27 protein-coding genes are annotated in these 24,535 nt (G+C 72.0%); 19 read left to right on the top strand and 8 right to left on the bottom strand.

Features of this window, described 5'->3' with window-relative positions; all coding sequences use genetic code 11:
• The first annotated feature begins 4 nt into the window (after positions 1–4).
• From ACNNMR_RS25680 to ACNNMR_RS25670, 3 genes are all read left to right on the top strand, one after another.
• Positions 5–1,018: a sigma-70 family RNA polymerase sigma factor gene (locus ACNNMR_RS25680; protein WP_419997037.1), complete on the top strand. Its 1,014-nt coding sequence runs from the start codon at positions 5–7 to the stop codon at positions 1,016–1,018.
• Complete coding sequence (locus tag ACNNMR_RS25675; RefSeq protein ID WP_419997036.1) at positions 1,015–1,644, top strand: TIGR03086 family metal-binding protein; 630 nt, start codon at positions 1,015–1,017, stop codon at positions 1,642–1,644. Before ACNNMR_RS25680 ends, ACNNMR_RS25675 begins: the two co-directional genes overlap by 4 nt.
• A 75-nt stretch (positions 1,645–1,719) precedes the next feature.
• Positions 1,720–2,118, top strand: coding sequence for a PPOX class F420-dependent oxidoreductase (locus ACNNMR_RS25670; protein WP_419997035.1), 399 nt, complete (start codon positions 1,720–1,722; stop codon positions 2,116–2,118).
• Here the strand turns inward: ACNNMR_RS25670 and ACNNMR_RS25665 are convergent.
• Complete coding sequence (locus ACNNMR_RS25665; protein ID WP_419997034.1) at positions 2,102–2,887, bottom strand: class I SAM-dependent methyltransferase; 786 nt, start codon at positions 2,885–2,887, stop codon at positions 2,102–2,104. The genes ACNNMR_RS25670 and ACNNMR_RS25665 overlap by 17 nt on opposite strands.
• A gap of 43 nt (positions 2,888–2,930) precedes the next feature.
• On the bottom strand, positions 2,931–3,773 hold the full coding sequence (locus tag ACNNMR_RS25660) for an AraC family transcriptional regulator (protein WP_419997033.1): 843 nt from the start codon (positions 3,771–3,773) through the stop codon (positions 2,931–2,933).
• 35 nt (positions 3,774–3,808) lie between these two features.
• On the opposite strand from ACNNMR_RS25660, the gene ACNNMR_RS25655 reads away from it, so the two are divergent.
• From ACNNMR_RS25655 to ACNNMR_RS25620, 8 genes are all read left to right on the top strand, one after another.
• Positions 3,809–4,402: a TIGR03086 family metal-binding protein gene (locus ACNNMR_RS25655; protein WP_419997032.1), complete on the top strand. Its 594-nt coding sequence runs from the start codon at positions 3,809–3,811 to the stop codon at positions 4,400–4,402.
• Between the two features lie 220 nt (positions 4,403–4,622).
• Positions 4,623–5,828: a threonine--tRNA ligase gene (gene thrS, locus ACNNMR_RS25650; protein ID WP_420000467.1), complete on the top strand. Its 1,206-nt coding sequence runs from the start codon at positions 4,623–4,625 to the stop codon at positions 5,826–5,828.
• Between the two features lie 33 nt (positions 5,829–5,861).
• The gene (locus ACNNMR_RS25645) at positions 5,862–6,701 is read left to right on the top strand and encodes a helix-turn-helix domain-containing protein (protein ID WP_419997031.1); all 840 of its coding nucleotides are present in this window, start codon (positions 5,862–5,864) and stop codon (positions 6,699–6,701) included.
• Positions 6,702–6,913: 212 nt separating this feature from the next.
• Complete coding sequence (locus ACNNMR_RS25640) at positions 6,914–7,468, top strand: GlcG/HbpS family heme-binding protein (RefSeq protein WP_419997030.1); 555 nt, start codon at positions 6,914–6,916, stop codon at positions 7,466–7,468.
• Between the two features lie 108 nt (positions 7,469–7,576).
• Positions 7,577–8,173, top strand: a complete 597-nt coding sequence (locus ACNNMR_RS25635) for an ankyrin repeat domain-containing protein (protein ID WP_419997029.1) — start codon at positions 7,577–7,579, stop codon at positions 8,171–8,173.
• A gap of 205 nt (positions 8,174–8,378) precedes the next feature.
• Positions 8,379–9,590, top strand: coding sequence for a sensor histidine kinase (locus ACNNMR_RS25630; RefSeq protein ID WP_419997028.1), 1,212 nt, complete (start codon positions 8,379–8,381; stop codon positions 9,588–9,590).
• Between the two features lie 18 nt (positions 9,591–9,608).
• Positions 9,609–10,277 (top strand): response regulator, encoded by a 669-nt coding sequence (locus ACNNMR_RS25625; protein WP_419997027.1) that lies wholly within the window; start codon positions 9,609–9,611, stop codon positions 10,275–10,277.
• Positions 10,278–10,289: 12 nt separating this feature from the next.
• Entirely contained in the window at positions 10,290–10,946 is a 657-nt protein-coding gene (locus ACNNMR_RS25620) for a M15 family metallopeptidase (protein WP_419997026.1), read from the top strand.
• 3 nt (positions 10,947–10,949) lie between these two features.
• Here ACNNMR_RS25620 and ACNNMR_RS25615 read toward each other — a convergent pair whose 3' ends face one another.
• Positions 10,950–11,282 carry a YnfA family protein gene (locus ACNNMR_RS25615; protein ID WP_419997025.1) on the bottom strand — a complete coding sequence of 111 codons (333 nt, stop codon included), beginning with the start codon at positions 11,280–11,282 and terminating at the stop codon, positions 10,950–10,952.
• 59 nt (positions 11,283–11,341) lie between these two features.
• On the opposite strand from ACNNMR_RS25615, the gene ACNNMR_RS25610 reads away from it, so the two are divergent.
• Positions 11,342–12,082, top strand: a complete 741-nt coding sequence (locus ACNNMR_RS25610) for an SDR family oxidoreductase (protein WP_419997024.1) — start codon at positions 11,342–11,344, stop codon at positions 12,080–12,082.
• On the opposite strand, the gene ACNNMR_RS25605 is transcribed toward ACNNMR_RS25610, so the two are convergent.
• Both ACNNMR_RS25605 and ACNNMR_RS25600 read right to left on the bottom strand, forming a co-directional pair.
• A complete protein-coding gene (locus ACNNMR_RS25605) occupies positions 12,067–12,798 on the bottom strand; it encodes an alternative oxidase (RefSeq protein ID WP_419997023.1) in 732 nt (243 codons plus the stop codon). The two genes, ACNNMR_RS25610 and ACNNMR_RS25605, sit on opposite strands and share 16 nt — an antisense overlap.
• Before the next feature lie 95 nt (positions 12,799–12,893).
• Complete coding sequence (locus ACNNMR_RS25600) at positions 12,894–13,868, bottom strand: N-acetylglucosamine kinase (RefSeq protein ID WP_419997022.1); 975 nt, start codon at positions 13,866–13,868, stop codon at positions 12,894–12,896.
• A 36-nt stretch (positions 13,869–13,904) separates the two neighbouring features.
• Here ACNNMR_RS25600 and ACNNMR_RS25595 point away from each other — a divergent pair, with 36 nt between their 5' ends.
• The 6 genes from ACNNMR_RS25595 (at position 13,905) to ACNNMR_RS25570 (ending at position 18,534) form a co-directional block, all read left to right on the top strand.
• Positions 13,905–14,672, top strand: a complete 768-nt coding sequence (locus ACNNMR_RS25595; protein ID WP_419997021.1) for a sugar isomerase domain-containing protein — start codon at positions 13,905–13,907, stop codon at positions 14,670–14,672.
• Positions 14,673–14,790: 118 nt separating this feature from the next.
• Positions 14,791–15,648, top strand: a complete 858-nt coding sequence (locus tag ACNNMR_RS25590; RefSeq protein ID WP_419997020.1) for a hypothetical protein — start codon at positions 14,791–14,793, stop codon at positions 15,646–15,648.
• Positions 15,649–15,758: 110 nt separating this feature from the next.
• Positions 15,759–16,460 carry a DUF3558 domain-containing protein gene (locus tag ACNNMR_RS25585; protein ID WP_419997019.1) on the top strand — a complete coding sequence of 234 codons (702 nt, stop codon included), beginning with the start codon at positions 15,759–15,761 and terminating at the stop codon, positions 16,458–16,460.
• 76 nt (positions 16,461–16,536) lie between these two features.
• The gene (locus tag ACNNMR_RS25580; protein WP_419997018.1) at positions 16,537–17,862 is read left to right on the top strand and encodes a DUF2637 domain-containing protein; all 1,326 of its coding nucleotides are present in this window, start codon (positions 16,537–16,539) and stop codon (positions 17,860–17,862) included.
• Positions 17,863–17,905: 43 nt separating this feature from the next.
• On the top strand, positions 17,906–18,145 hold the full coding sequence (locus ACNNMR_RS25575) for a FitA-like ribbon-helix-helix domain-containing protein (RefSeq protein ID WP_419997017.1): 240 nt from the start codon (positions 17,906–17,908) through the stop codon (positions 18,143–18,145).
• Positions 18,142–18,534: a type II toxin-antitoxin system VapC family toxin gene (locus tag ACNNMR_RS25570; protein WP_419997016.1), complete on the top strand. Its 393-nt coding sequence runs from the start codon at positions 18,142–18,144 to the stop codon at positions 18,532–18,534. The genes ACNNMR_RS25575 and ACNNMR_RS25570 overlap by 4 nt, the downstream gene beginning before the upstream one ends.
• A 6-nt stretch (positions 18,535–18,540) precedes the next feature.
• Here ACNNMR_RS25570 and argS read toward each other — a convergent pair whose 3' ends face one another.
• A complete protein-coding gene (argS, locus tag ACNNMR_RS25565; RefSeq protein WP_419997015.1) occupies positions 18,541–20,295 on the bottom strand; it encodes an arginine--tRNA ligase in 1,755 nt (584 codons plus the stop codon).
• A 121-nt stretch (positions 20,296–20,416) separates the two neighbouring features.
• On the opposite strand from argS, the gene lysS reads away from it, so the two are divergent.
• The gene (gene lysS / locus ACNNMR_RS25560) at positions 20,417–22,144 is read left to right on the top strand and encodes a lysine--tRNA ligase (protein WP_419997014.1); all 1,728 of its coding nucleotides are present in this window, start codon (positions 20,417–20,419) and stop codon (positions 22,142–22,144) included.
• Positions 22,145–22,162: 18 nt separating this feature from the next.
• Here lysS and ACNNMR_RS25555 read toward each other — a convergent pair whose 3' ends face one another.
• Together ACNNMR_RS25555 and hemB are read right to left on the bottom strand one after the other, a co-directional pair.
• On the bottom strand, positions 22,163–23,431 hold the full coding sequence (locus ACNNMR_RS25555) for an MFS transporter (protein ID WP_420000466.1): 1,269 nt from the start codon (positions 23,429–23,431) through the stop codon (positions 22,163–22,165).
• 41 nt (positions 23,432–23,472) lie between these two features.
• A complete protein-coding gene (gene hemB, locus ACNNMR_RS25550) occupies positions 23,473–24,471 on the bottom strand; it encodes a porphobilinogen synthase (protein ID WP_419997013.1) in 999 nt (332 codons plus the stop codon).
• Positions 24,472–24,535 lie beyond the last annotated feature (64 nt).

The raw sequence follows: 24,535 nt of genomic DNA, 5'->3' as shown, positions 1-24,535 counted from the left end.
CGCCATGGCGGAGAAGGTAGCGATCGAGGACTTTCCGCAGGCCGCGGACCCGTTCCGGCGGGAGCTGCTGGCGCACTGCTATCGCATGCTCGGGTCGGTGCACGACGCCGAGGACCTGGTGCAGGAGACGTATCTGCGGGCCTGGAAGGCGTATGACCGCTTCGAGGGCAGATCCAGCCTGCGCACCTGGCTGCACACCATCGCCACCCGCGCCTGTCTGACCGCGCTGGAGTCGCGCGGCAAGCGCCCGCTGCCCACCGGGCTCGGCGCGCCCGCCGCCAACCCGTCGGAGCAGGTCGTGGCGGACGGCGAGGTGCCGTGGCTGGAGCCGATGCCCGACTCGATGATGGGCGGCGCCGGCGGCGGGGACTCGACCGACCCGGCGTCGATCGTCGGCTCCAGGGAGTCGATCCGGCTCGCCTTCATCGCGGCGCTGCAGTATCTGCCGCCGAAGCAGCGCGCCGTGCTGATCCTGCGCGATGTGCTGAAGTGGAAGGCCGCCGAGGTCGCCGAGCTGCTCGACACCAGCACCGCGTCGGTCAACAGCGCCCTGCAGCGCGCCCACGCCCAGATCGCGAAGATGGCGCCGCAGGAGGACGCGGTCAACGAGCCGACGGACGCCGCGCAGCGCGAGGTGCTCAACAAATGGGTGGACGCCTTCGAGCGCAAGGACGTCAAGCTGCTCACCCAGCTCTTCACCGAGGACGCGGTCTGGGAGATGCCCCCGTTCCCGGGTTGGTATCAGGGCCCGGAGGCGATCGGCACCCTCATCGAGTACCAGTGCCCGGCAGGCCCCGGCGACATGCGGCTGCGGGTCAGCTCCGCGAACGGCCAGCTGGCCTTCGGCCTGTACCTGCGCAACAAGGGCGAGACCGGCGAGTTCCGCCCCTGGCAGTACCAGGTGCTGGAGCTCGACGAGGCCGGCCTGGTCACGCACTGCGCCGCCTTCTTCGACGCGCGCCTCTTCACCGACGCGGGCCTGCCCGCCACGCTGCCCGCGGATGAGCCGGTGCAATGAGCGGCGGGGAGGATTGCGATGAGGCATCCGCGGTGGCGCTGCTGACCGCCGGAGTCAGCCTCCTGGAGCGCGGCCTGGGGTACGCCCTGGGCAGCCTCGGCCTGGTCACCCCGGCCACCCTGGCCAACCCGACACCCTGCGCCGACTGGGACCTGCACGGCCTGCTGCTGCATCTCGACGACTCGCTCGGCGCGCTGTGCGAGGCCGGGGCCGCAGGCCGGATCGCCGTCGGGCAGCAGCGCCCGCCGGTCGTCCCCGGCGCCCCCGCAGATCCGATAGCGGCAGTACGGGCCAGGGCACGCCTGCTGCTGGAGCTGTGGAGCGGCACGGGCGCGGCGGACCGGGAGCTGATCTCCGTCGGCGGCACGCCGCTCACCTCCGCGATCGTCACCAGCACCGGCGCGATCGAGACGGCGGTGCACGGCTGGGACATCGCCCGCTCCTGCGGCGCGGACCGGCCGCTGCCGGAGGCGCTGGCGGAGGAGCTGCTGGAGCTGGCGCCGCTGTTCGTGTCGGCGGCGGACCGGCCGGTGCGGTTCGCGCCGCCGTGCGAGGTGCGGGCGGAGGCGGGGCCCGGGGAGCGGCTGCTGGCGTTCGTGGGGCGGGATCCGTACGGGTGGCCGTAGGGCATGATGCGGAATGCCCTTGCTGTGCACGGTGTTGACGCCCGGAAAGCATCCACCGAGTCCGAAGGACACATCGTGCTCTCCGACGCGCTGAAGCAGTACCTCGACGACAGCAAGGCGTTCGCCACCGTGGCGACGCTGCAGCCCGACGGCCGGCCGCACCTGACGGTCGTCTGGATCATCCGCGAGGGCGACGACCTGCTGTTCTCGACCACGTCCACCCGCCAGCAGGGCAGGAACGCCACCCGCGACGCGCGCGTCACCGTGCTCATCCAGCCGGACGACAACCCGTACGCCTACGCCGAAGTCCGCGGCACGGCCAAGGTCACCCCCGACCAGGACCACGTCATCGTGAACCGGATCTCGCAGAAGTACACCGGCAAGGACTACGCCGACTTCAACCCCGCCTCGTCCAACGACGGCCCGCGCGTGATCGTGCGCGTCACGCCGGACAAGGTCACCGGCCGCTTCTGACCCGGAGCTTGGACTGCCCGTGCGGCAGCTCCTCCCAGTCCGCCATCAGCTCGGCCGTCAGGCCGTATTGGGCGGCGAGCGCGGTCAGCGTCTCGGTGCGGTAGTAGAAGTCCTCGCGCAGCACGTGATGTTCGCGGCCCTCGGTGCGGTCGAAGGTGAGATCGAAGAACCCGCCGGGGGCCAGGATCCGGCCCACGTGCTCGAAGCACTCCTCGATGACCGGCAGCGGGGTGTGCGAGAAGACGCTGTGCGCGTGGATCACCGTGAAGTGGCGGTCGGGCAGGAAGTCGAAGGTCAGGTCGTCGGTGAGGGTCAGGTGCGGCAGCCGGTCCTGCAGCCCGTAGCGGACGACCGTGTCCTTCGCGGCGAGCAGGATGTGCGGGGAGATGTCGATGCCGTAGTAGTGGCCGGGCTCCAGGTGCCGGATGAAGCGCCAGCCGGCCCGCAGATTGCCGCAGCCGATCTCCAGCAGCCGGTCGGCGGGCCGCAGCCCGTGCGTCAGCAGGTAGTCGTACTGCCACTTCCCGATCCGCAGCCAGGCCTCGCGCGACGACGTCGGCCCGCCCACCGCGGACTCCGCGCTGCGCTCCGAGTCGGAGGCCATCACGGCCCGGTAGTACGCCACGTGGTCGCGGCCATAGCGCGCCCGCAGCACGGCGTCGCGCAGGCTGCGGCGGGCAAAGCGCGGCACCCTGCCGGGTCTGCGCAGGGCGTAGGCCGCCTTGTACAGCAGCCGGGATCTGTCGCGTGCATCGGCGGTCTTCGCCATAGGTGCACCGTGTCACCCGTTTCACCCGGAGGAAACCTCTCCGTCAGCCCGCGGCGCCGCCCGCCCCCGCGTACCGGCCCGGCGACGACCCCACCGCGCCGGTGAAGTCCCGTACGAAATGCGCCTGGTCCGCATAGCCGAGGTCGGCGGCCAGCCCCGCCCAGTCGACCGTGCCGCCCTCGTCCGCCCGGGTGGCGGCCTCGTGCAGCCGGGCGCGGCGCAGCACCCACTTCGGGCTTGCGCCGACGTATTCGGCGAAGAGCCGCTGCAGCGTACGCACCGTCACCCCCAGCTCCGCGGCCAGCTGGTCCACCCGGAACAGCTGCGGCTGCGCCGCCACCCGCTCCACGGCCGCCCCGATCCGCACCGCCTGCGGATCGGCGCCCGCCGGCAGCCGCGGCACCAGGAACTCCTCCGCGAGAGCCGCCATCTCGGCCCCGCTGCCGGCCCCGAGCACCGCCCGCGACACGTCCTCGACCTCGGGCCCGAAGAACTCCGCCGCCGGCACCCGCCGGTCCGCCAGCTCCGCGACCGGCCCGTCCATGAAGCCCCGGAAGCCGCCCGGCCGGAACCGGACCCCGAGCACCTGCCCGCTCCCGTACAGCCGCCGCACGAAGAGCCCGCGGTCGACGCCGTAGACGAGGGGGCCCTGCTCCTCGAAGACCAGGTGGACGTTCGGGTGCGAGAGCACCTTCGCCTCGTACGGGCCGGTGCCCGGGACGCGCCAGGCGACGTGCCAGTAGTACTCGGTGAACCGCGCGGCGGCGGCGCCCGGCTCGTGCCGGTGCAGCGTCGCGTACATCTCCTGCTCCTCGGGGTGCAGCACCCCGCGCCCCCGCTCGCCCTTGTCGTCCACCCGGCCACGATAGCTGTCGCGTTTGTTCAAGACCCGGGATCACCCCAGGTCATAGCGTTGATGGCATGACGAACGGCAAGCAGAACGACATGTATCCGCACATGCAGGCAGCCGCCGCGGAAGCGGCCCGTATCGCCCGGGGCGTCGACCCGGCGCTGGCGATGACCACCCCCACGCACTGCGGGGAGTGGGACCTGGGCGCCCTGATCAACCACTGGGTGCTCTACAGCTCCCACGGCCTGGAGCACCGCGCCCTGCGCAAGCAGCTCCCGGAAGAGCTGACCAAGCGCGACTTCGCCGCCGACCCCGGGTGGGCGGAGGCGTACGCGAACCAGCTCGAGCGGGCGGTGGCCGCGTGGGCGGATCCGGCGGTGTGGAAGGGCAAGATCGACACCGGTTACGTGGAGTCGGATGCCACGGAGATCGCGTCCATGGTCATCAAGGAGCTGGCCGTCCACGGCTGGGACGTGGCCCGCGCCACCGGGCAGCGGCAGCGGCTGCCGGAGAGCACGGGGGCGTTCGTGCTGGGGGTGGTGAGCGAGTATGCCGAGCTGTACCGGCAGTACGACGGCTTCGCCGAGCCTGTTCCCGTACCGGAGGATGCGCCGGCGATGGAGCGGGCGCTGGGGCTGTCGGGGCGGGATCCGGGGGCGGTGTGACCGCTGCCGGGCCGAAATGCCGTCGCACGGGCGCCCGCACCGCGTTACCGTCGAGGCATGCAGCGCGCATGGATGAACACGACGACGCCGGAGCCAGTCCCGGTGCGCTGAAGCAATGTCTTGATGAGGCCCCGGGGCGAGTGCCCCGGGGCTTTGTCGTGCTCGTGGGTGCTTCGTCCCGTACGGCTTGACCGGAGCGAGGAGCATCACCATGCAAGAGATCAAGGACCATCGCCGGCTCGGGCGGGAGCTCGGGCTTTTCGGCAGCGATCCGCTGATCGGGGCCGGGCTGCCGTACTGGCTGCCTGCCGGGGCCGCCGTGCGGCAGGCGCTGGAGGATTACATCGCGGAGGCCGAGCGGCGGGGCGGGTATCAGCGGGTGTATTCGCCGGTGCTGGCGAAGCGGGAGTTGTACGAGTTGTCCGGGCACTGGCAGCACTATCGCGAGGACATGTATCCGCCGATGGCGGTGGGCGACGGCGAGGAGATGGTGCTGCGGCCCAGCCTCTGTCCGCATCATGCGCTCATTTACCGCTCGCGCGAGCACAGCTACCGCGAGCTGCCGCTGCGGATGTCGGAGCTCGGCGGCATGTACCGCTCGGAGCTGTCAGGCGTCCTCGGCGGCCTGACCCGGGTGCGCGCGATCCAGCTCAACGACGCGCACGTCTTCTGCGCCCTCGACCAGGTCGCCAAGGAGGCCGCGGCGGCGCTCGGGCTGATCCGGCAGGCATACGCGGCGATGGGCATCGAGCCCGCCCGGATCCGGCTGTCGCTGCCGGGGCCCGGCGGCAAGTACGTCGACAAGCCGGAGCTGTGGGAGCGGGCCGTGCCGCTGCTGCGCCAAGTGCTGGAGGACGCCGGGGTGGCATACGAGGAAGAGCCCGATGAGGCCGCCTTCTACGGGCCGAAGATCGATGTCCAGGTCGTCGATGCCGCCGGGCGGGAGTCGACCCTGTCGACCGTGCAGCTCGATTTCCACCAGCCGGAGGTCTTCGGGCTCGAGTACGTCGGGCCCGACGGTGCGCGGCACCGGCCCGTCATGGTGCACCGCGCGATCATCGGCAGCGTCGAGCGGGCCGTGGCGCATCTCATCGAGGTGCATCAGGGGCGGTTTCCGGCGTGGCTGGCGCCCGTGCAGGTGGCGGTGCTGCCGCTCGGGGATGAGCAGGTCGAGGCCGGGGTGAAGCTCGTACGGCGCTGTGTCGAGGCCGGGCTGCGGGCCGAGCTGGTCGCGCCCGACCGGGGCAGTCTCGGGGCCCGGATCCGGGCGGGGCGGCTGGTTCCGTACCAGGCCGTCCTCGGAGCGCGCGAGGCGGCCGCCGACGAAGTGTCGCTCCGGCGGCGGGACGGGGAGCGGATCGGGCCGCTGCCCGTGGCAGCGGCGCTGGGGCTGCTGGGGCAGGAGTGCGGCCCTGCGTACCCCTGACGCGGGCCGTACACCTGTGCTGCAATAGCGCGCGTGCCTCTCAGACCCGTGAGGAACCAGCCGGAGCCCGCGACCCCGCCACCGGGCCGCCGCAAGGCGCTGGCCGAGCTGCCCGGGCACCTGCCGGCGGGGCAGCGGGACTTCGCGACCGGGCTGCGTTCGCTGTACGGGGAGACGGGCCTCAGCCTCTCCGAGCTGGAGGCCCGGCTGCCGGTCAGCCGGTCCACCCTCTCCCGCTATCTGCGCGGGGAGGGGCTGCCGGACGTCGCCCTGCTGCGGCTGTGGTGCGAGCTGCATCCGGCGGGGCGGGAGCGGGGGGACGAGGTGCTGGCGGAGCTGACGGCGCTGCTGGCCCGGGCGGCCTCGCCCTCACCCGCGACCTCGCCGGCGACCGATGCGCCGGCGCCCGCCGCCGTACCGGAGCCGCGAAAGGGCGGGCCCCACGCCGGGAAGCGGCAGCGCCTCACCGTCGTGCTCGTCGCCGCAGGCGTCGTCCTCGCCGCCGCCGTCGCGATCGGCTTCTGGGCGGCCGGGTCCGACCCCGCCGAGGACTCCCGCACCGTCACCGTCCACAACGTCGTCGCCGCCTGTCAGGGCAAGGACTCCCGCCCCGCCGGCTGCTCCCTCGGCCTCGCCAAGGACCCGTACCTCCCCTACAGCGCCGACAACCGCGGCGCCCGGGTCTGGGACGGCGACCGGCTCGACGCCAGCTGCCGGATCAGCGACGGCGTGGTGGTGACGGACGAGAAGGGGCGGCACAGCAGCATCTGGTACGGCGTCGAGCACGACGGAAAGCGGCTCTGGCTGCCGGGCATCCGCATCCTCCCCCGCGAGCTGGGCAAGCCGGGCGGACTGCCCCTCTGCGCACGCTGACCTGCGCAAACACCCGCGTGCCGGGACCTAAGCCCCGCCCCGGGTCATCCGATCGGCCGACCCCGCCCTCAGCCATCCCGCACGCCGGGTTTGCCCACTACGACGACGGGTTCGCCCTGTTCGCGGCCCCAGGATGGATATCAGAGCGGGACGGCAGGAACGGCCTCCGACCCGTCCCCCTCCTCCCTCTGAGCACCTGGAGTCGATCCCTCATGAAGAAGCAGATCTCGAAGCGCGCCCGCATCGTCACCGGCAGCGCCCTCGTCGCCGCCATCGCCGTCGGCGGTGCCGGCGCCGTGACCGCGAACGCCGCCGCACCGGCCGCGCCGGCCGCCAAGGCCGCGGGCGTCCAGAAGAGCGACACCACCACCTCGACGCACCTGTCCATCGCCGCCGCCACCAAGGCCGCGAACGCCGCCCTCGACGCCGCGAAGAAGGACAACCAGCGCGTCTCCGTCGCCGTCGTGGACCGCAACGGCAACACCATCCTGACCCTCCGCGGCGACGGTGCGGGCCCGCAGTCGTACGAGTCGGCCGAGAAGAAGGCGTACACCGCCGTCTCCTGGAACGCCCCGACCTCCGAGCTCACCAAGCGCCTGGAGAAGGCTCCGACGCTGAAGGACATCCCGGGCACCCTGTTCCTGGCCGGTGGCGCCCCCGTCACCGCCAAGGACGCGCCGATCGCGGGCATCGGCGTGGCCGGCGCCCCGTCCGGCGACCAGGACGAGAAGTTCGCCCAGGCCGGCGTCGACGCGCTGAGCAAGTAACGCCGTAACACCCGCACCACCCCAGCCCCGGCGGCGCCCGCGCTCCCCCCGCGCGGGCGCCGCCGGTCCCGTAACCCTCCCCGCTCACCGCCGGAGAAGGAGCCGACCATGAAGGCCCACGACCGCGCCCTCCTCGAAGCCGCGGACTTCGGCGACGCCGATGCCGTACGCACCGCCCTCGCCGCGGGCGCCGCCGTGGAGGCGCGCGACGCGCACCGCCGCACCCCGCTGCTGCTCGCCGCGCTCGGCGATCACCTGGCCGCCGCCGAGGCGCTGGTCGCCGCCGGCGCCGACGTCAACGCGCAGGACGACCGCGACGACAGCGCGTGGCTGGTCACCGGCGTCACCGGCAGCGTCGCCATGATGCGCGCCCTGCTCCCGGCGGGCCCGGATCTGAAGGTCACCAACCGCTTCGGCGGCATCTCCCTCATCCCGGCGTCCGAGCGCGGCCACGTGGACTACGTCCGCGCCGTGCTCCGCGAGACCGACATCGACGTCGACCACGTCAACCGGCTCGGCTGGACCGCGCTGCTGGAGGCCGTCATCCTCGGCGACGGCGGCCGCGCCCACCAGGAGATCGTGGAGCTGCTGATCGTCGCGGGCGCCTCCCCCGGCCTCGCGGACGGCGACGGCGTCACGCCGCTGCGGCACGCCGAGCGGCGCGGCTTCGACGAGATCGCCGGGCTGCTGCGGGCCGTACGGTAACGCGCGGCCCGCCGCCCCGCGCCCCAGCGGCCCGCGGGCCAGGTGCTCCCCCGAACACTCCCCCGACCGGCCCGCGGCGCCTTGATTCCAAGGTACGGAAGGCGCCCGTCCGGGTCGTCCCATCCTGGTTGGGGATCGCGTACAACTTCCGTGGTACGCCGGTCGTTTGACGCCGCACCCCGCACACCGTCGATACGCTGCGACGATGCGGCCGCACACGCAGACAGCCAGGCTGTCCCGGCATCCGCAGGCCGTGGACGCGCTGCTCGCCCTCGGCTTCCTCATCTGCGCCCTGCTGCTGGGTGAGCAGCGGCCCAGCGAGGGCTATCCGCCGCTGAGCGGCTGGGGTTACGCCCTGACCTGCCTGGTCAATCTGCCGATCGCGGTGCGGCGGCGATGGCCGGTCGCCGTCTGCGCCGTCATCTGCCTGCTCTGGGCGGTGTACGTGGGCGCCGGCTTCTGGCCCGCGGTCAACAGCCTGGCGCCACTCATGGCCATCTACACCGTCGCCTCCATGCGCCCACCCCGCACCGCCTTCGGCTGCGCCGCGCTCGTCGCGGGCGTGTGGGTGTACGGCGGCGTCGTCAGCCCGCACGGCTCGATGCCCGCCGTCGTGGCGCAGGCCCTCGTCTTCCCCGCCGTGCTGGTCCGCTTCGGCGCCCACGCCCGCCAGTCCGCCGAGCGCGGCGAGCGGCTCACCGAACTCACCGCCCAACTCCGCCGCGAGCAGGACGAGAAGGCCCGCCGCGCGGTCGCCGACGAGCAGGCCCGGATCGCCCGCGAGCTGCACGACGTCATCGCCCACCACATGTCGGTGATCTCGGTGCAGTCGGGCCTGGCCCGCTATGTCTTCGCCACGGACCCGGCCACCGCCGCCGACTCCCTCGCCGTCATCGAGGACACCTCCAGTGAGGCGCTGGAGGAGATGCGGAGGATGCTGACGCTGCTGCGCGACGGCGCCGTGCGGGCCGGGGACGGCGAGGCGTACACCCCCATGCCCGCCCTCGACCGCCTCGGCGAGGTGGTCGAGCGGGTGCGGGCGGGCGGCGTGCCGGTGGAGCTGACGGTCGACGGCGACGTGCGGCCGCTGCCGCCGGGCATCGAGCTCTGCGCGTACCGGATCGTGCAGGAGGCGCTGACCAATGTGCTGAAGCACGCCCGCCCCGCCACCGCCCAGGTGAGCGTCACCTACCTCCCCAGTCAGCTGAAAGTGAGCATCCAGGACGACGGCACCGGTACGGAATCGGCCACACCTGTCGACGAACGCGTCACAGGCACCGGACATGGCTTGATAGGTATGCGCGAGCGCGCGAAGCTCTACGGCGGAACCGTGGCGGTCGGTCCGCGCCCCGAAGGGGGGTTCGGCGTCCGGCTCACGCTGCCCACCTCGGCGGTGGCGGCGAACGAGGCGCAATGAGAGGGCTGTTCGCGGCGGATGACGATACGGGTGCTCGTGGTCGACGACCAGTTCCTGATCCGCGCCGGGATCGTGGGCCTGCTCCGTACGGCCGCGGACATCGAGGTGGTCGCCGAGGCCGGGGACGGCGAGGAGGCCATCGCGGCGGCCGGGAGCACCCGGCCCGATGTGATCCTGATGGACATCCGGATGCCCGGCATGGACGGCATCACCGCGATCGAGCGGATCCTGGCCCGGGCCGAGGATCCGCCGCCCCGGGTGCTGGTGCTCACCACCTTCGACCTGGACGAGTACGTGTACCACGCGCTGCGCGCCGGGGCGTCGGGCTTCCTGCTCAAGGACACCGGTCCCGAGCGGCTGCTGGCGGCGGTGGCCGCGGTGGCGGGCGGCGACACGCTCTTCGCGCCGAGCGTCACCCGCCGCCTGGTCGAGGCGTTCGTGGCGCGGGAGCCGGCGCGGCAGCCGGACGGCGCACAGCTCGACGGGCTCACCGCCCGCGAGACGGAGGTGCTCCGGCTGACGGCCCGCGGCATGTCCAACCTGGAGATCGCCGACCGCCTCTTCATCAGCGAGGCCACCGTCAAGACCCACCTCAACCGCACCATGGCCAAGCTGGACCTGGACAGCCGGGCGCAGGCGGTGGTGGTGGCGTACGAGTCGGGGCTGGTGTCACCGGGGGCGGCGTGATCTCCTCGGTGGATGAGCGCTGACGTCATTCTCATGTCCGACCCGCAGGTCACGGCGATCCCGGTGGCGGAGTGCGGGGAGCCGCTCGCGGATGTCCGCGGCGCGGGTCTTGCGGTGAGCGACTACCGGGCGGATGCGGACGGCGCCTTCGCGCAGCTGCGCGCGGGGGTGGTCGAGCGGCTCGTCGAGGCCGAGCGGAAGCTGCCGGACGGGCTGCGGCTGCTGTTCATCGAGGGCTACCGGCCACCGATGCTGCAGCGGCGCTACTTCGACCGTTACGCGGCCGGGCTGCGCGCCGCCAACCCGGACTGGACGGACGAGCGACTGCACACGGCCGCCAGCCGGTACGTATCCCCGCCGGAGATCGCCCCGCACTCGGCGGGCGCGGCGGTGGACCTGACGCTGACGGGCGTGGACGGCACCCCGCTCGACATGGGGACGCGGGTGAACGCCAACCCCGAGGAGAGCGAGGGGGCTTGCTACACGGCGGCGTCGAACATCAGCGCCGGGGCGCGGGCCAACCGGGAGCTGCTGGGCGCGGCGCTGGGCGGGGCGGGGCTGGTCAACTACGGCACCGAGTGGTGGCACTGGTCGTACGGGGATCGCTACTGGGCACTGCGGACGGGGGCTGAGGCGGCGCTGTACGGGCCGGTGGAGTTCACCGCCTAGAGCTCACCGCCTGGGCGCGTACATGATCACCGCCACCCCGGCCAGGCACACCAGCGCCCCGATCACATCCCACCGGTCCGGCCGGTAGCCGTCCAGCGCCATCCCCCACGCCAGCGACCCGGCGACGAAGACGCCCCCGTACGCGGCCAGGATCCGCCCGAAGTTCGCGTCCGGTTGCAGCGTGGCGACGAAGCCGTACACCCCCAGCGCCAGCACCCCCGCGCCGATCCACGCCCAGCCGCGGTGCTCGCGGACGCCCTGCCAGACCAGCCAGGCGCCGCCGATCTCGAAGAGGGCGGCGGCGAGGAAGAGGGCGATGGAGCGGGCGACGGTCATGCACCGCAGCGTACGTATCCTGGGGTTCGAGCCCGTAGCAGCACCCCCAGGAGTCACTCATGCGCACCGCCGTCGTCACCGGAGCCAGCAGCGGCATCGGCGCCGCCACCGCGCGGCAGCTCGCCGCCGCCGGGTATCGGGTGATCCTCACCGCCCGGCGCCTCGACCGGCTGGAGGAGCTGTCCAAGGAGCTCGGCGCCAACGCCGACGTATACGCCCTGGACGTCACCGACCGCACCGGCGTCGAGGAGTTCGCCGCCTGGCTCGACCGCTGTGACGTGCTGGTCAACAACGCCGGCGGCGCCATCGGCACCGAGTTCGTCGCCGACGGCGACCTCGCCGACTGGCGGGCGATGTACGAGGTGAACGTCCTCGGCGTGCTCAGCGTCACCCAGGCCCTGCTGCCCAAGCTGCGCGCCTCCGGCGACGGCACCATCGTGATCGTCTCCTCGACCGCGGGCCTCACCCCGTACGAGGGCGGCGGCGGCTATGTCGCCGCGAAGCACGCCGAGCACTCCCTCGCCGGCACCCTGCGGCTGGAGCTGAACGGGGAGCCGGTGCGGGTGATCGAGATCGCGCCCGGGATGGTGCAGACCGAGGGCTTCGCCGTGAACCGGATGCGCGGCGACGCCGAGAAGGCCGCCGCCGTGTACGCCGGTGTCCGCGCGCCGCTCACCTCCGACGACGTCGCGGACACCATCACCTGGGCGGTGACCCGGCCACCGCATGTGAACGTCGACCTGCTCGTCGTCCGCCCGCGCGCCCAGGCCGCCAATCACAAGGTTCACCGCGAGGCGTAGCCGGAGTCGACGAAGCGCGGCGCCTTCATGTGCACCAGGCTGTCCTCCTTGTGCGTGCGCTCGTCGTGCCCGATCTGCCGCAGCAGGTCGGCCACCGTCGCGTAGTGGCCGTATTCGGCGGCGTACGTCGTCGGGGCCGGGGTGCGCTCCAGCTCGGGGTGCTCGGCGACGTACGCCATGTACTCGTGCTCGGCGTGGTCCTCGAAGTCGGCGTTGAGGCGGTAGCTCAGCTCCGGCTTCACCAGGAACAGCAGCCACGACACGTGGTAGTAGACGAACGCCACCAGCCAGGGTGCCAGCCGGTGCAGCAGGAAGCTCTGCTTGTGCCCGGCGCGCTGCACCAGGTCCTGCAGGATCAGCAGGTGCCACTGCTCGTTGTCCTGCTCCTCGCGGGTCTCGGCGATCCGCTCGTGGACCCGCTTGGCGAGTCCGGAGCGGCGGCGGACGCGGGAGAGCGCGTGGTAGCCCATGCGCTCCCAGGCCTGGTACGGGACCCGGGCGATGAACTCGAGCATCGTGAACTTCACCAGCGTGCGCTGCTTTCCGTACACGAGGTCCATCTGTTTGAAGAGCGCGCGGGCCAGGAGTCCGTAGCGCAGCCGAGGGGCGTTGAGGGTCTCCAGCTGGGCGAGGCGGAGGTCGTCGGCGGAGAGCTTGGGCGGGGCGCCTGCGGGGGGCGCGGGGGTGGTCTCCGGGGCAGTCAGCGTCGTGGTCATCGATCCGTCCTCCTACGGGAGTTGTGTTGCGGTGACGGGATCGATGCTGCTGGTAGGCGGGGGTGTGGCGCGTCGGGTAGCGGGAGGCAGTACGGCTACATCGGCGGGAGCAGGGCGCCGTGTCCGGCGTCCGACCTGGCCAGTACGAGAGCGCCCGCCAACCCGTCGGGGACCGGGCTCGGGTGGAGGCCGAGGGGGGCCGTGCGGGCGGTGAAGCGGGGCAGCAGCGGGCCTTCAGGGCCGAGCAGGCCGCCCGTGGTGACCAAGGGTTCTCCCCCTACGGGGCGGAGGGCGGCGAGGGAGACCAGCAGGCGGTCCGCGGCCTCGTCGAGGATGGCGGCGGCGATGTCGTCGCCATCCTCCGCAGTACGTACGACGACGGGGCACAGCTCGGCGAGGCGCGGGGGCGGGGTGCGGGCGGCGGCGGTGTCGATGAGGTGGATGCGCAAGTCCAGCGGCTCCGCGTCCGGTTGACCGCCGGTTGCCGTGACCAGGGCCCGTACGAGGGCGGTGTGCGGGTCGCGGCCGTCGAGGGCGCGGACGGCGGCGCGCAGGCCGCGGCGGGCGATCCAGAAGCCGCTGCCCTCGTCGCCGAGCAGCCAGCCGTGGCCGTCGATGGTGGCGGCCTGCATCCCGGCGCGGATCCGGGCGGCGGCCGCGCCCGTACCGGCGACGACCACGAGGCCGTCGCGCGGGCCGCCGGGGCCGGCGGCGAGGGCGACCTCCAGGTCCCCTGTCACCCGCACCGCGGCGCCGGTCACGCCGCAGCGGTGGAGCGCGGCGGCGAGGGCGGCGCGGGCGCGGCGGCTGCCCGGGTCGTCGGGTACGGGGTCGCCGGGGGACGGGCTGCGGGCGCCCGCGAAGCCGGCCGTCACCGCCCGTACCGCAGCGGCCCGTTCCGGCGGGCAGACGGCGGCGATCGCCTCGGCCAGCCGGTCGGTCAGGACGGCTTCGGGGACCGAGCGGGGGTTGCCCGCGCCCGCGGCGGCGGTGGCCAGGACCTCCCGGGGCGTGGCGAGGGCGGCGCGCAGCCGGGTGCCGCCTGCGTCTATGCCGATGACGAGGCTCATGGAGAATGTTGCTCCAACCAAGGAGTTGGGGGAGACATGACAGAGCGGAACGACGGTATCGGAGCGGACAGTTACGCCGCTGCGGCTCTGGCCGCCCTGCGCCGGGTGGACGGCGAGCAGCGCGCGTCCGTGCTCGCCGCGGCCGCGCTCTTCGCCGGCGCGCTCCAGAAGGACGGCGTCATCCAGGCCTTCGGCACCGGCCACTCGGAGGGCCTCGCCACCGAGATCTCCGGCCGGGCGGGCGGCTTCGTACCGACGAACAAGGTGGCCCTGCGCGACTTCGTGCTGCGCGGCGGCGAGCCGCCGTCCTTCCTCACCGACCCGCACCTGGAGCGCGACCCGGCGACCGCCCGCCGGCTGTACGAGCTGACCGCCCCGCGCCCGCAGGACCTGTGGGTGATCGCCTCCAACTCCGGCATCAACGGCGCCATCGTGGAGATGGCCGCGGTAGTGAAGGAGCACGGCCACCCGCTGATCGCCATCACCTCGGCGGCGCACGGCGAGCAGGCGGTCTCCCGGCACCCGTCGGGCAAGCGGCTGCCCGACTACGCGGATGTGGTGCTGGACAACGGGGCGCCCTTCGGCGACTCCCTCCTCGACCTGCCGGGCGGCGGCACGGCCTGCGCGATCTCGTCGATCACGGGCGCCTTCCTGGTCCAGCAGATCGTCGCGGAGGCGATAAGGCTGCTGCTGGAGGCGGATGTCACACCGCCCGTCTACCTGTCGGCGAACATCCCGGCGGGCGACGCGCACAACAAGGAACTTGAGGCGCGATACGCGGGCCGCATTCGCCGCGGCGCGTAACAGGGGATCATAAACCGGAAATATCCGGTGCAACCCCGTCGCGTCGGTCACACGACCGGCACGACCAGCAACACGTGCGATAAACATGACTCAGTCAGGCGAGCGAAGGGAGCGACTCGTGCCGAATGTGCAGCGCCGGACGGGCCGCCGCGGCGGCGTCGCCGCGACCGCGGCCGCCTTCTCGACGCTCGTGCTGGCGCTCGCCGGCTGCACCGGCTCCGGCGGCAACGGCCTGGTGGACGACGGCGAGGACGGCGGCTCCGCCTCGTCGCCCAGCCCCGCCACCTCCGGGAAGTACCGTTCCCTCCCCGAGGCCTGCACCTCCGTGGACGCCAAGCTGCTCAGCGACCTGCTGCCCGGCGCGGAGTCCGCGGCCGCCACCGACGACGGCAATGGCGACGCCTCCCCCGGCGCCGACGCCGAGGGCAAGGCCCCGTCGGAGGCGCTCGCCGGCAAGCCCACGCTGACGTACGACAGCCAGCGCCGGGCCGGCTGCGAGTGGCAGACCGACACCCCGCAGGGGCAGCACCAGCTGAAGGTCACCTTCGAGCGGGTGGTCAGCTACGACAACGACGTCAGCGACGACGACCGGGCCGCCGCCGTCTACCTCTCCAAGGCCGACGAGCACAGCTTCGACCCGGCCACCGCCGCCTCCCCCACCGACGACGCGTCCACGGCGGACAGCGAGAGCGGCGACCCGTCGCCGTCCACCTCCGGCGCTGCCGCCGACCCGTCCGTGGCGGCCCCGCGCGCGCTCGAGGACCTGGGCGACGAGGCCTTCCTCGACGACGAAGCCTCCGCGGCGGACACCAGCGCCCGCCGCGACGTCACTGTGGTATTCCGCACCTCCAACGTCGTCGTGACCGTCGGGTACGGCCAGTCACTGACCACCCCGAATCGCATTCCGGCGCCCGCTGACCTGCAGGAGAAGGCGGAAGACGTGGCCGAGCAGCTGGCTGAGGACCTCACTGAGTGACACGGGTGCCCACCCGTCGGCTAGGCTCGCGGATTGGCCTTTAGGCCCCGTACGTCCCCAGAATCCCCCTAGCCTGACCGTCACGTCCCCGGATAGTTAGCGAAGGACCCATGCACCGCTCAGCCCACCGACTGACCCGCATCCTGGCCGCCTCCGCGGCCGTGCCCGCGATACTCCTCGCGACCGGCTGCTCCATGCTGTCCGGCGGGGACGACGGCGGCGACTCCGAGTCGACGCCCTCGCAGAAGCCGGAGGCGACGCCGACCGTGAAGGCGGCGAAGTTCAGCAAGCTGCCGGAGGCCTGCTCCTCGATCCCCGAGAAGACGGTCAAGAAGCTGGTCCCGAAGGTGAAGTCCCCCTCCGGCACCGCCGTGAAGTCCTCCGACTCCGCCGCCCGCGGCGGCTGCACCTGGTCGGGCCTCGACGACAACGGCCTCAAGGGCTCCGACTTCCGCTGGCTCGACGTCTCCTTCCAGCGCTACGAGTCCGACCCCTCGCTCGGCACCGGCGAGAAGCGCGCGGAGGCGTACTTCAAGAAGCAGCAGGCCGCGCTGTCGAAGCCGGAGGGCGGCAAGGAGGTCTCCACCGGCCGCGCCGAAGGCGTCGGCGACGAGGCCGCGACCGTCTCGTACGAGACCACCAAGGACAAGGAGCAGTACGTCAACCAGACGGTCATCGCCCGCACGGCGAACGTCGTGGTGACGGTCAACTACAACGGCTCCGGCCTGCAGGGCGCCAAGGACCCGAAGTCCAACGACATGCTGAAGGACGCCCAGCAGGCGCTCGCGGCCGCGGTGAGCGCCGTCAAGTAACCCGGGGAGCGGCTGCGCGCCGCCGCACAACTGTGCGAGGCTAAGCGCTGCATCAGCGACCTGGAGGGACCAAGCGGTGGCCGCGCTCAAACTGAACCGGACGCACCGGATACTGATCGGCATCGTCATCCTCGGCGCCGTCGTCATCGCGACGATCGGCTTCGCGGGTTCGTACGCGGCCGTGCGCGAGCTCGCCGAGGACAAGGGCTTCGGCCGCTTCGCCGTCTTCTTCCCGATCGGCATCGACGCCGGGATCATGGTGCTGCTGGCGCTCGACCTGCTGCTGACCTGGATCCGCATCCCGTTCCCGCTGCTGCGGCAGACCGCCTGGCTGCTGACGGCGGCCACGATCGCCTTCAACGGCGCGGCGGCCTGGCCGGACCCGCTGGGCGTCGCGATGCACGCGATCATCCCGGTGCTCTTCGTCATCTCCGTCGAGGCCGCCCGGCACGCCATCGGCCGGATCGCCGACATCACGGCCGACAAGCACATGGAAGGCGTCCGCCTCAGCCGCTGGCTGCTCGCCTTCCCCTCCACCTTCCTGCTGTGGCGCCGGATGAAGCTCTGGGAGCTGCGCTCGTACGACGAGGTGATCCGCCTCGAACAGGACCGGCTCGTCTACCGCGCCCGGCTGCGCGCCAAGTACGGCCGCGCATGGCGCCGGAAGGCGCCGATCGAGTCGACGATGCCGCTGAAGCTGGCGAAGTATGGGGTGCCCCTGTCGGAGACCGCTCCGGCCGGGCTGTCGGCGGCGGGCATCGCCCCGGCGGGCCCGGACGTGAGCGCCGTCGGCGCGATCCCGGCGCAGCGCCGGTCGCGGGAACAGCAGGCGCTCGCGGCAAGCGCGGGGCCGCGGGCCGATGCGGAGCCCGCTCCTGCGCCGGCGGCGGCACCCGCGCCGGAGCCCGCCCCTGAACCCGCACCGGCGCCCCCCGCCACCTACGCCGAGTACGAACCGGCCCAGCAGGTACCGCAGCAGCCCTCCATCATGGTCCCGACCGGCACCGGCACCGGCCTTCGCACCCTCGGCCAGGCCCCGGTCAACGGCAACGGCCACCGCCCGGCCCCGCCGCAGCTCTTCATGGAGCCGCCCACGCAGCCCGTCCCGGAGCCCGAGCCGGAGCCACTCTTCGACCAGTTCGCCCAGGAAGACCCGGCCGACGACGACGCGGACGTCCGCGGCTCCCTCCCCGACGACATCCCACGCGAGGACGCGTACTACGGCGCCTTCCTCCGCTTCGTCCAGGAAAAGGCCGACTTCCCGAACGCCCGCCAGTTCGCCCTCTACCTCCTGGACCACTACGGCGTCGGCGGCCGCACCGGCGGCCCTCTGACGGAGGGCTACCTCCGCGGCTACGTACGCGAATTCCGCCAGCGCTACAACGAGGAACAGTCGTCGTAACGCTCCGCATTCACTTTGAATGCATCCGGGGTAGACTGACACTGTGGAAGCAACCCATGTCACCATCCGAGATGTGCCGACCGACGCGCTCGACATACTGAAGGAACGCGCCGCACAGGAGGGCGTGTCCCTGTCCCGGTTCCTGCGTGAGCTCATCGAGCGCGAGGCGGCGACACCGACCATGGCCGAAGCCATCGAGCGGATCCGCGCGCATGCCACGGCGGAGTTCACCAACGACGATGTGCTCGACGCCATCGAGGCAGGTCGGGAGCGGCGCACATGATCGTCCTCGATTGCTCGGCACTCGTTCACTGCCTGACCGGCCGAACGCTGCAAGGAGAGCGGATCGCCGAGCGGATCGCCCGCGAGCGCGTGCTGGCAGTTCCGCACCTGCTTGATGCTGAACTGGCGTCGGCCCTGCTGGGCATGGCCAGGCGCGGCAAGCTCAACCGCGGGCAGGTGGATCAGGCAATGGCCGACTACCGGCTGATGCCGCTGCGCCGGCATGAGTTGAACCCGCTGTGGGAGCGGGTCAGTGAGCTGTCCGCAGGGCTGTCCGTCTACGACGCGCACTATGTGGCGCTGGCCGAAGGGCTGGGGGCGCCGCTGGTGACCAGCGACGCCCGCATCGCCAAAAGCGGCAGCACGCGCTGCCAGGTCGAGACCTTCTGAAGAAGGTCAGAGCCGCTCAGGGGTGCGGATGCCCAGCAGGGCCATGCCCTGGTGGAGAGTGCGGGCCGTGAGGTCGCACAGGAAGAGGCGGTTCTCGACCTGGGCCGGGGACTCCGCCTTCAGGACCGGGCACTGGTCGTAGAAGGTCGTGTACAGCGAGGCCAGCTGGTACAGATACGCGGTCAGCTTGTGCGGGGCGTACTCCGCCGCCGCCTCGAAGACCGTGTCGCCGAACGCGTCCAGGTGCAGGCCCAGCGCCCGCTCCGCGGGGGCCAGTTCGAGCTCCGGGTGCGGCGCCGGGCGCGCGTCGCCCGCCTTGCGCAGGATCGACTGGATCCGGGCGTACGCGTACTGCAGATACACCGACGTATCGCCGTTGAGCGAGACCATCTGGTCCAGGTCGAACTTGTAGTCCCGGTTCGGCGACGTCGACAGGTCCGCGTACTTCACCGCACCGATGCCGACCTGCGCGGCCCGCTCCTGGATCTCGTCCTCGCTGAGGTCCCGCGCCTTTTCCCGTACGACCTCGGCGGCCCGCTGCACCGCCTCGTCGAGCAGGTCCTCCAGCCGTACGGACACGCCCTCCCGGGTCTTGAACGGCTTGCCGTCCGCGCCCAGGACCGTGCCGTACGCCATGTTGTGCGCGGTGACCTCGTCGGTCAGCCAGCCCATCCGCCGGGCCGTCTCGAAGACCATCTTGAAGTGCAGGGCCTGCCGGACGTCCACCACGTACAGCAGCGTGCTGGCCTTCAGGTCGAAGACCCGGTTGCGGATCGCGGAGAGGTCGCTGGCCGCATAGCCGAAGCCGCCGTCGCCCTTCCGGACGATCAGCGGGACCGGCTGCCCGTCCTGGCCCTTGATGTCGTCGAAGAAGACGACGAGCGCGCCCTCGGAGCGGACGGCGACGCCCGCCTCCTCCAGCAGCCGGGCCGTCTCGGCCATCATGTCGTTGTACGCGGACTCGCCGACGATCTCGTCGTCCTGGACCTTCATGTCGAGCTTGCCGAAGACCGAGTTGAAGTAGACCTTCGACTCGTCCACGAACTGCTGCCAGAGCGCGAGCGTCTCCGGATCGCCGGACTGCAGGGCGACGACCCGGTTCCGGGCCCGCTCCTGGAACTCCTCGTCCGCGTCGAAGACCGCCCGCGAGGCCTTGTACACCCGGTTCAGGTTCGACATCGCCTGCTCGCCGTCGACCTCGGCCGCCGGAGCCAGCTGACCCGGGTTCTCGAACAGGTACTGGATGAGCATGCCGAACTGGGTGCCCCAGTCGCCGATGTGATGCCGGCCGATGGTCTTCTCACCGGTGAAGTCGAGCATGGCCCGGAGCGCGTCGCCGATCACCGCGGACCGCAGGTGGCCGACGTGCATCTCCTTGGCCACGTTCGGCTGCGCGTAGTCGATCACCGTGGTGCCGGGGTTCTCCGCGTACGGGACGCCGAGCCGGTCGTCCGCCGCCCGGGCGGCGAGCGTGTCGGTGATCGCCTTGTCGGAGACGGTGATGTTGAGGAAGCCGGGTCCTGAGACCTCGATCTCGGCGATCTCGGCGTGAGAGCCCAGGGACTCCACGACCTGCGCCGCCAGCTCCCGCGGGTTGCCCTTCAGCTTCTTCGCGAGCGCCAGCATCCCGTTGGCCTGGAAGTCAGCCCGGTCACTTCGGCGCAGCAGCGGGTCCGCGGCGCCGGCCTCCGGCAGGGCTGCCGAGAGGGCGTCCGCGAGCTGCTGCTCGACCTTGGTGGAAAGGGCAGGGACCGAGGCCATGGGTAAGAACCACCGTTCCGTGTGGGAGATCAGATCTATGCCCCAGTATCCCATGCGACACCACTGGTTTTTCTTTGGGAGAATGGGCCGCGCATTGTTCCCGAGAGAGGAAGTACGGACTGTGGGTACCGCCGCCGAGGCCGCCGACTGGGTCTCCCGTTTCGCCGACGAGGTCATCGAAGAGGCGGAGCGTCGGGCGCCGGGGAAACCTGTGGTCTGCGCGTCCGGGCTCTCCCCCTCCGGCCCCATTCACCTGGGGAATCTCCGCGAGGTCATGACCCCGCACCTGGTCGCCGACGAGATCCGGCGGCGCGGGATCGCGTGCGAGCACATCATCTCGTGGGACGACTTCGACCGGTTCCGTAAGGTGCCGGCCGGTGTCGAGGGCATCGACGAGTCGTGGGCCGAGCACATCGGCAAGCCGCTGACCTCGGTGCCGGCACCGCGCGGCAGCTCGTACGCGAACTGGGCCGAGCACTTCAAGGCCGCCATGATCGGCGCGCTTGCCGAGATGGGTGTCGAGTACCGCGGGATCAGCCAGACCGAGATGTACACGTCGGGCGCGTACCGCGAGCAGGTGCTGCACGCGATGAAGCACCGCGGCGAGATCGACGCCGTGCTGGACCAGTACCGGACCAAGAAGGCCCCGAAGAAGCAGTCGCAGAAGCCCCTCGACGAGGCGGAGGTCGCGGCGGCCGAGGGCTCGGGTGCGGCGGACGAGGACGACGGCACGACGGCCGGCGGCGAGTACTTCCCGTACAAGCCCTACTGCGCCGTCTGCGAGCGCGACCTGACGACGGTGACCTCGTACGACGATGACTCCACCGAGCTGCACTACACCTGCGTCTGCGGGCATGAGGAGACGGTGCGGCTGGCCGAGTTCGACCGCGGCAAGCTGGTGTGGAAGGTCGACTGGCCGATGCGGTGGGCGTACGAGGGCGTGGTCTTTGAGCCGTCGGGTGTCGATCACTCGTCGCCCGGGTCGTCGTTCCAGGTCGGCGGGCAGCTCGTCGGGATCTTCGGCGGGAAGCAGCCGATCGGGCCGATGTACGCGTTCGTCGGGATCAGCGGCATGGCGAAGATGTCGTCGTCGCGGGGTGGCGTGCCGACCGCGGCCGATGCGCTGCAGATCATGGAGCCGGCGCTGCTGCGGTGGCTGTATGCGCGGCGGCGGCCGAACCAGTCGTTCAAGATCGCCTTCGATGACCAGGTCGGGCGGACCTACACCGAGTGGGACAAGCTTGTTGCCAAGATCGGCGACGGATCCGCGCTGCCGGGCGACGTGGCGGCGTACGAGCGGGCAGCAGGCACCGCGGCCGGGCTGCTGCCGGCGACGCCGCGCCCGATGCCGTACCAGATGCTCGCGTCGGTGGCCGACATCACGGCGGGCAACGACGAGCAGACGCTCCGGATCCTGACCGAGGTCGACCCGGAGAACCCGGTGTCGTCGCTCGACGAGGTCCGGCCGCGGCTGGACAAGGCGACGTGCTGGATCCAGAAGTACGCGAAGCCGGAAGCGCGCACGCATGTGCGCGACGAGCCGGACACCGAGCGGCTGGCGGCGCTGAGCGACGAGGAGCGGGAAAGCCTCCGCCTGCTGCTCGACGGCCTCGACAAGCACTGGTCGCTGGACGGCCTGACGCACCACGTGTACGGCGTGCCGAAGGTGCAGGCGGGCTTCCCTGCGGAGGCCGGTCCGAAGGATCTGCCGGCAGAGGTCAAGGCCGCGCAGCGGCCGTTCTTCGCGCTGCTGTACCGGCTGCTCGTCGGCGCCGACGCAGGGCCGCGGCTGCCGACCCTGCTGCTCGCGATCGGCGCCGACCGGGTGCGCAAGCTGCTGGGGGCGTAAGCCGCCTGTCGCGTACGGCTAGGCGCCGGCGCTCCGGTACTTCCGGAACGTCGGCGCCGCCAGCGCCAGCACCCCGATCGCCACCACCACGAGCACCCCGCCCCCGGCCACCGCCACCCGCGGTCCGAAGGCCGAGCCCGCGACGCCGTGGACCAGGTCGGCCAGGCGCGGGCCGCCGACGACGACCACCACGAAGACGCCCTGCATGCGGCCGCGCATCTCGTCCGTGGCGGCCTCCTGCAGGATCGCCCCGCGGAAGACGGCCGACACCATGTCCGCCACCCCGGACAGCGCCAGGAACGCCGCCGCCCACCACAGGTTGGGGCTCATCCCGAAACCGGCGACCGCGACGCCGAAGGCCGCGATCGACACGATCACCATCAGCCCGTGCCGCTTCGCCCTGCTGAAGGTGCCCGACAGCAGCCCGCCCAGCAGCGCCCCCAGCGGAATGGCGGCGAAGAGCAGCCCGAGCGCGAAGCCTTCGCCGTGCCCCGCGTACGTCGTCGCGGCCAGCTGCGGGAACAGCGCCCGGGGCATCCCGAAGACCATTGCGATGATGTCGGCGACGAAGGACATCAGCAGCACGGCGTTGGCGGCCGCGTACTTGAACCCGGCCAGGGTCTCGCGCAGCCCGGCCCGCTTCGGTGCCGCGTCCGACAGCGGCGGCAGCGGCGGCAGCCGCCACACCGCCCAGATCGTGACGACCAGCGCGATCGCGTCGATCAGATAGAGCTCGGCGAGCCCGATCACCGGGATCAGCACCCCGGCGAGCAGCGGCCCGGCGATGGCGCCGGTCGAGAAGACGGTGGCGCCGAGCGCCTGCGCCGCGGTCAGCTCACCGGCCGGCACCAGCCGGGCGATGGCGGCATTACGGGCCGGGGAGTTCATGCCGAAGAAGGTCTGCTGCAGCGCGAGCAGCACCATCAGCACCCACACCGAGCCGATCCCGGCGAGCGCCTGCACCCAGAACGCCACGGCGGTGACGGCGATGCCGGTGTTGGTGACCAGCATCAGCTTGCGCCGGTCCACGCTGTCGGCGACGGCGCCGCCCCACAGCCCGAAGATGACCAGCGGCACGAGCCCGGCGATCGACGCGTACCCGATCCAGGCCGAAGAGCCGGTGATGTCGTAGATCTGCTTGGGCACGGCCACGGCGGTGAGCTGGCTGCCGACCGCGGTCACCGCAGTCGACGCCCAAAGCCGCCGGTACGCGGGCCGCTTCAGCGGCCGCGTATCCATGAGGAAGCGCCGCCAGCCGCTCGGCCGGTCCGAGACGGCGGGGTCTATCGCGGGTTCGTCGGGGTCGTCGCGCTCCGCAGCGGTGCTCGTCACTGCTCGCGCAGCAACTGCGCGGCCTCGACCGCCCAGTAGGTGAGCACCATGTTCGCGCCCGCCCGCTTGAAGGAGGTCAGCGTCTCCAGGATCGCGCGCTCCCGCTCGATCCAGCCCTTCTCCGCGGCGGCCTCGACCATCGCGTACTCACCGGAGATCTGGTACGCCGCGAGCGGCACCGTCACCTCGTCGGCGAAGGACTTGAGGATGTCGAGATACGGCAGGCCCGGCTTCACCATGACCATGTCCGCGCCCTCGGCGAGGTCGAGCTCCAGCTCGCGCAGCGACTCACGGAAGTTCGCCGGGTCCTGCTGGTAGGTCTTCCGGTCGCCCTTCAGCGACGACCCGACGGCCTCCCGGAACGGGCCGTAGAAGGCGGACGCGTACTTCGCGGTGTACGCGAGGATCGCCACGTCCTCCCGCCCGATCTGGTCGAGCGCCTCGCGGGTGACGGCGATCTGCCCGTCCATCATCCCGCTGGGCCCCACGACATGGGCGCCGGCGTCGGCCTGCACCTGCGCCATCTCGGCGTACCGCTCAAGGGTGGCGTCGTTGTCGACCCGCCCCTCGGCGTCGAGCACACCGCAGTGGCCGTGGTCGGTGGTCTCGTCGAGGCACAGGTCGGACATGACGACGAGGTCGTCGCCCACCTCTGCCCGCACATCCCGCAGCGCGACCTGGAGGATGCCGTCCGGGTCGGTGCCGGCGGTCCCGACGGCGTCCTTCTTGTCCTCCTCGGGCACCCCGAAGAGCATGATCCCGCCAATGCCGGCGGCGACGGCCTCCGCGGCGGCCTTACGCAGCGTGTCCCGGGTGTGCTGCACGACACCGGGCATCGACCCGATCGGCGCCGGCTCGCTGATCCCCTCCCGCACAAAGGCGGGCAGGATGAACTCGGCCGGATGCAGCCGATTCTCGGCGACCATCCGCCGCATCGCAGGGGTCGTCCGCAGCCGCCGCGGCCGTACGACCGGGCCTTCGCTGATGCCGCTCACTTCGCTTCCTTCCTGGATCAGCGCGACGTGCGCCAATTCAAGCCCGTCCGGCGCTTGAGGACGA

Origin of the sequence: Streptomyces boninensis, assembly GCF_048572725.1 — a bacterium.
GTDB lineage: Bacteria > Actinomycetota > Actinomycetes > Streptomycetales > Streptomycetaceae > Streptomyces > Streptomyces boninensis.
This window is presented reverse-complemented; position numbering and strand designations above follow the sequence as displayed.

Coding starts and splice junctions, on each gene's coding strand:
- ACNNMR_RS25655 (WP_419997032.1), top strand. CDS start 3,809: ATGACGAACGGCAAGCAGAACGACATGTATCCGCACATGCAGGCAGCC.
- ACNNMR_RS25615 (WP_419997025.1), bottom strand. CDS start 11,282: ATGACCGTCGCCCGCTCCATCGCCCTCTTCCTCGCCGCCGCCCTCTTC.
- argS (WP_419997015.1), bottom strand. CDS start 20,295: ATGGCCTCGGTCCCTGCCCTTTCCACCAAGGTCGAGCAGCAGCTCGCG.
- ACNNMR_RS25625 (WP_419997027.1), top strand. CDS start 9,609: ATGACGATACGGGTGCTCGTGGTCGACGACCAGTTCCTGATCCGCGCC.
- ACNNMR_RS25570 (WP_419997016.1), top strand. CDS start 18,142: ATGATCGTCCTCGATTGCTCGGCACTCGTTCACTGCCTGACCGGCCGA.
- ACNNMR_RS25665 (WP_419997034.1), bottom strand. CDS start 2,887: ATGGCGAAGACCGCCGATGCACGCGACAGATCCCGGCTGCTGTACAAG.
- ACNNMR_RS25585 (WP_419997019.1), top strand. CDS start 15,759: ATGCACCGCTCAGCCCACCGACTGACCCGCATCCTGGCCGCCTCCGCG.
- ACNNMR_RS25635 (WP_419997029.1), top strand. CDS start 7,577: ATGAAGGCCCACGACCGCGCCCTCCTCGAAGCCGCGGACTTCGGCGAC.
- ACNNMR_RS25640 (WP_419997030.1), top strand. CDS start 6,914: ATGAAGAAGCAGATCTCGAAGCGCGCCCGCATCGTCACCGGCAGCGCC.
- ACNNMR_RS25595 (WP_419997021.1), top strand. CDS start 13,905: ATGACAGAGCGGAACGACGGTATCGGAGCGGACAGTTACGCCGCTGCG.
- ACNNMR_RS25600 (WP_419997022.1), bottom strand. CDS start 13,868: ATGAGCCTCGTCATCGGCATAGACGCAGGCGGCACCCGGCTGCGCGCC.
- ACNNMR_RS25610 (WP_419997024.1), top strand. CDS start 11,342: ATGCGCACCGCCGTCGTCACCGGAGCCAGCAGCGGCATCGGCGCCGCC.
- ACNNMR_RS25680 (WP_419997037.1), top strand. CDS start 5: ATGGCGGAGAAGGTAGCGATCGAGGACTTTCCGCAGGCCGCGGACCCG.
- ACNNMR_RS25605 (WP_419997023.1), bottom strand. CDS start 12,798: ATGACCACGACGCTGACTGCCCCGGAGACCACCCCCGCGCCCCCCGCA.
- ACNNMR_RS25675 (WP_419997036.1), top strand. CDS start 1,015: ATGAGCGGCGGGGAGGATTGCGATGAGGCATCCGCGGTGGCGCTGCTG.
- ACNNMR_RS25630 (WP_419997028.1), top strand. CDS start 8,379: ATGCGGCCGCACACGCAGACAGCCAGGCTGTCCCGGCATCCGCAGGCC.
- ACNNMR_RS25620 (WP_419997026.1), top strand. CDS start 10,290: ATGAGCGCTGACGTCATTCTCATGTCCGACCCGCAGGTCACGGCGATC.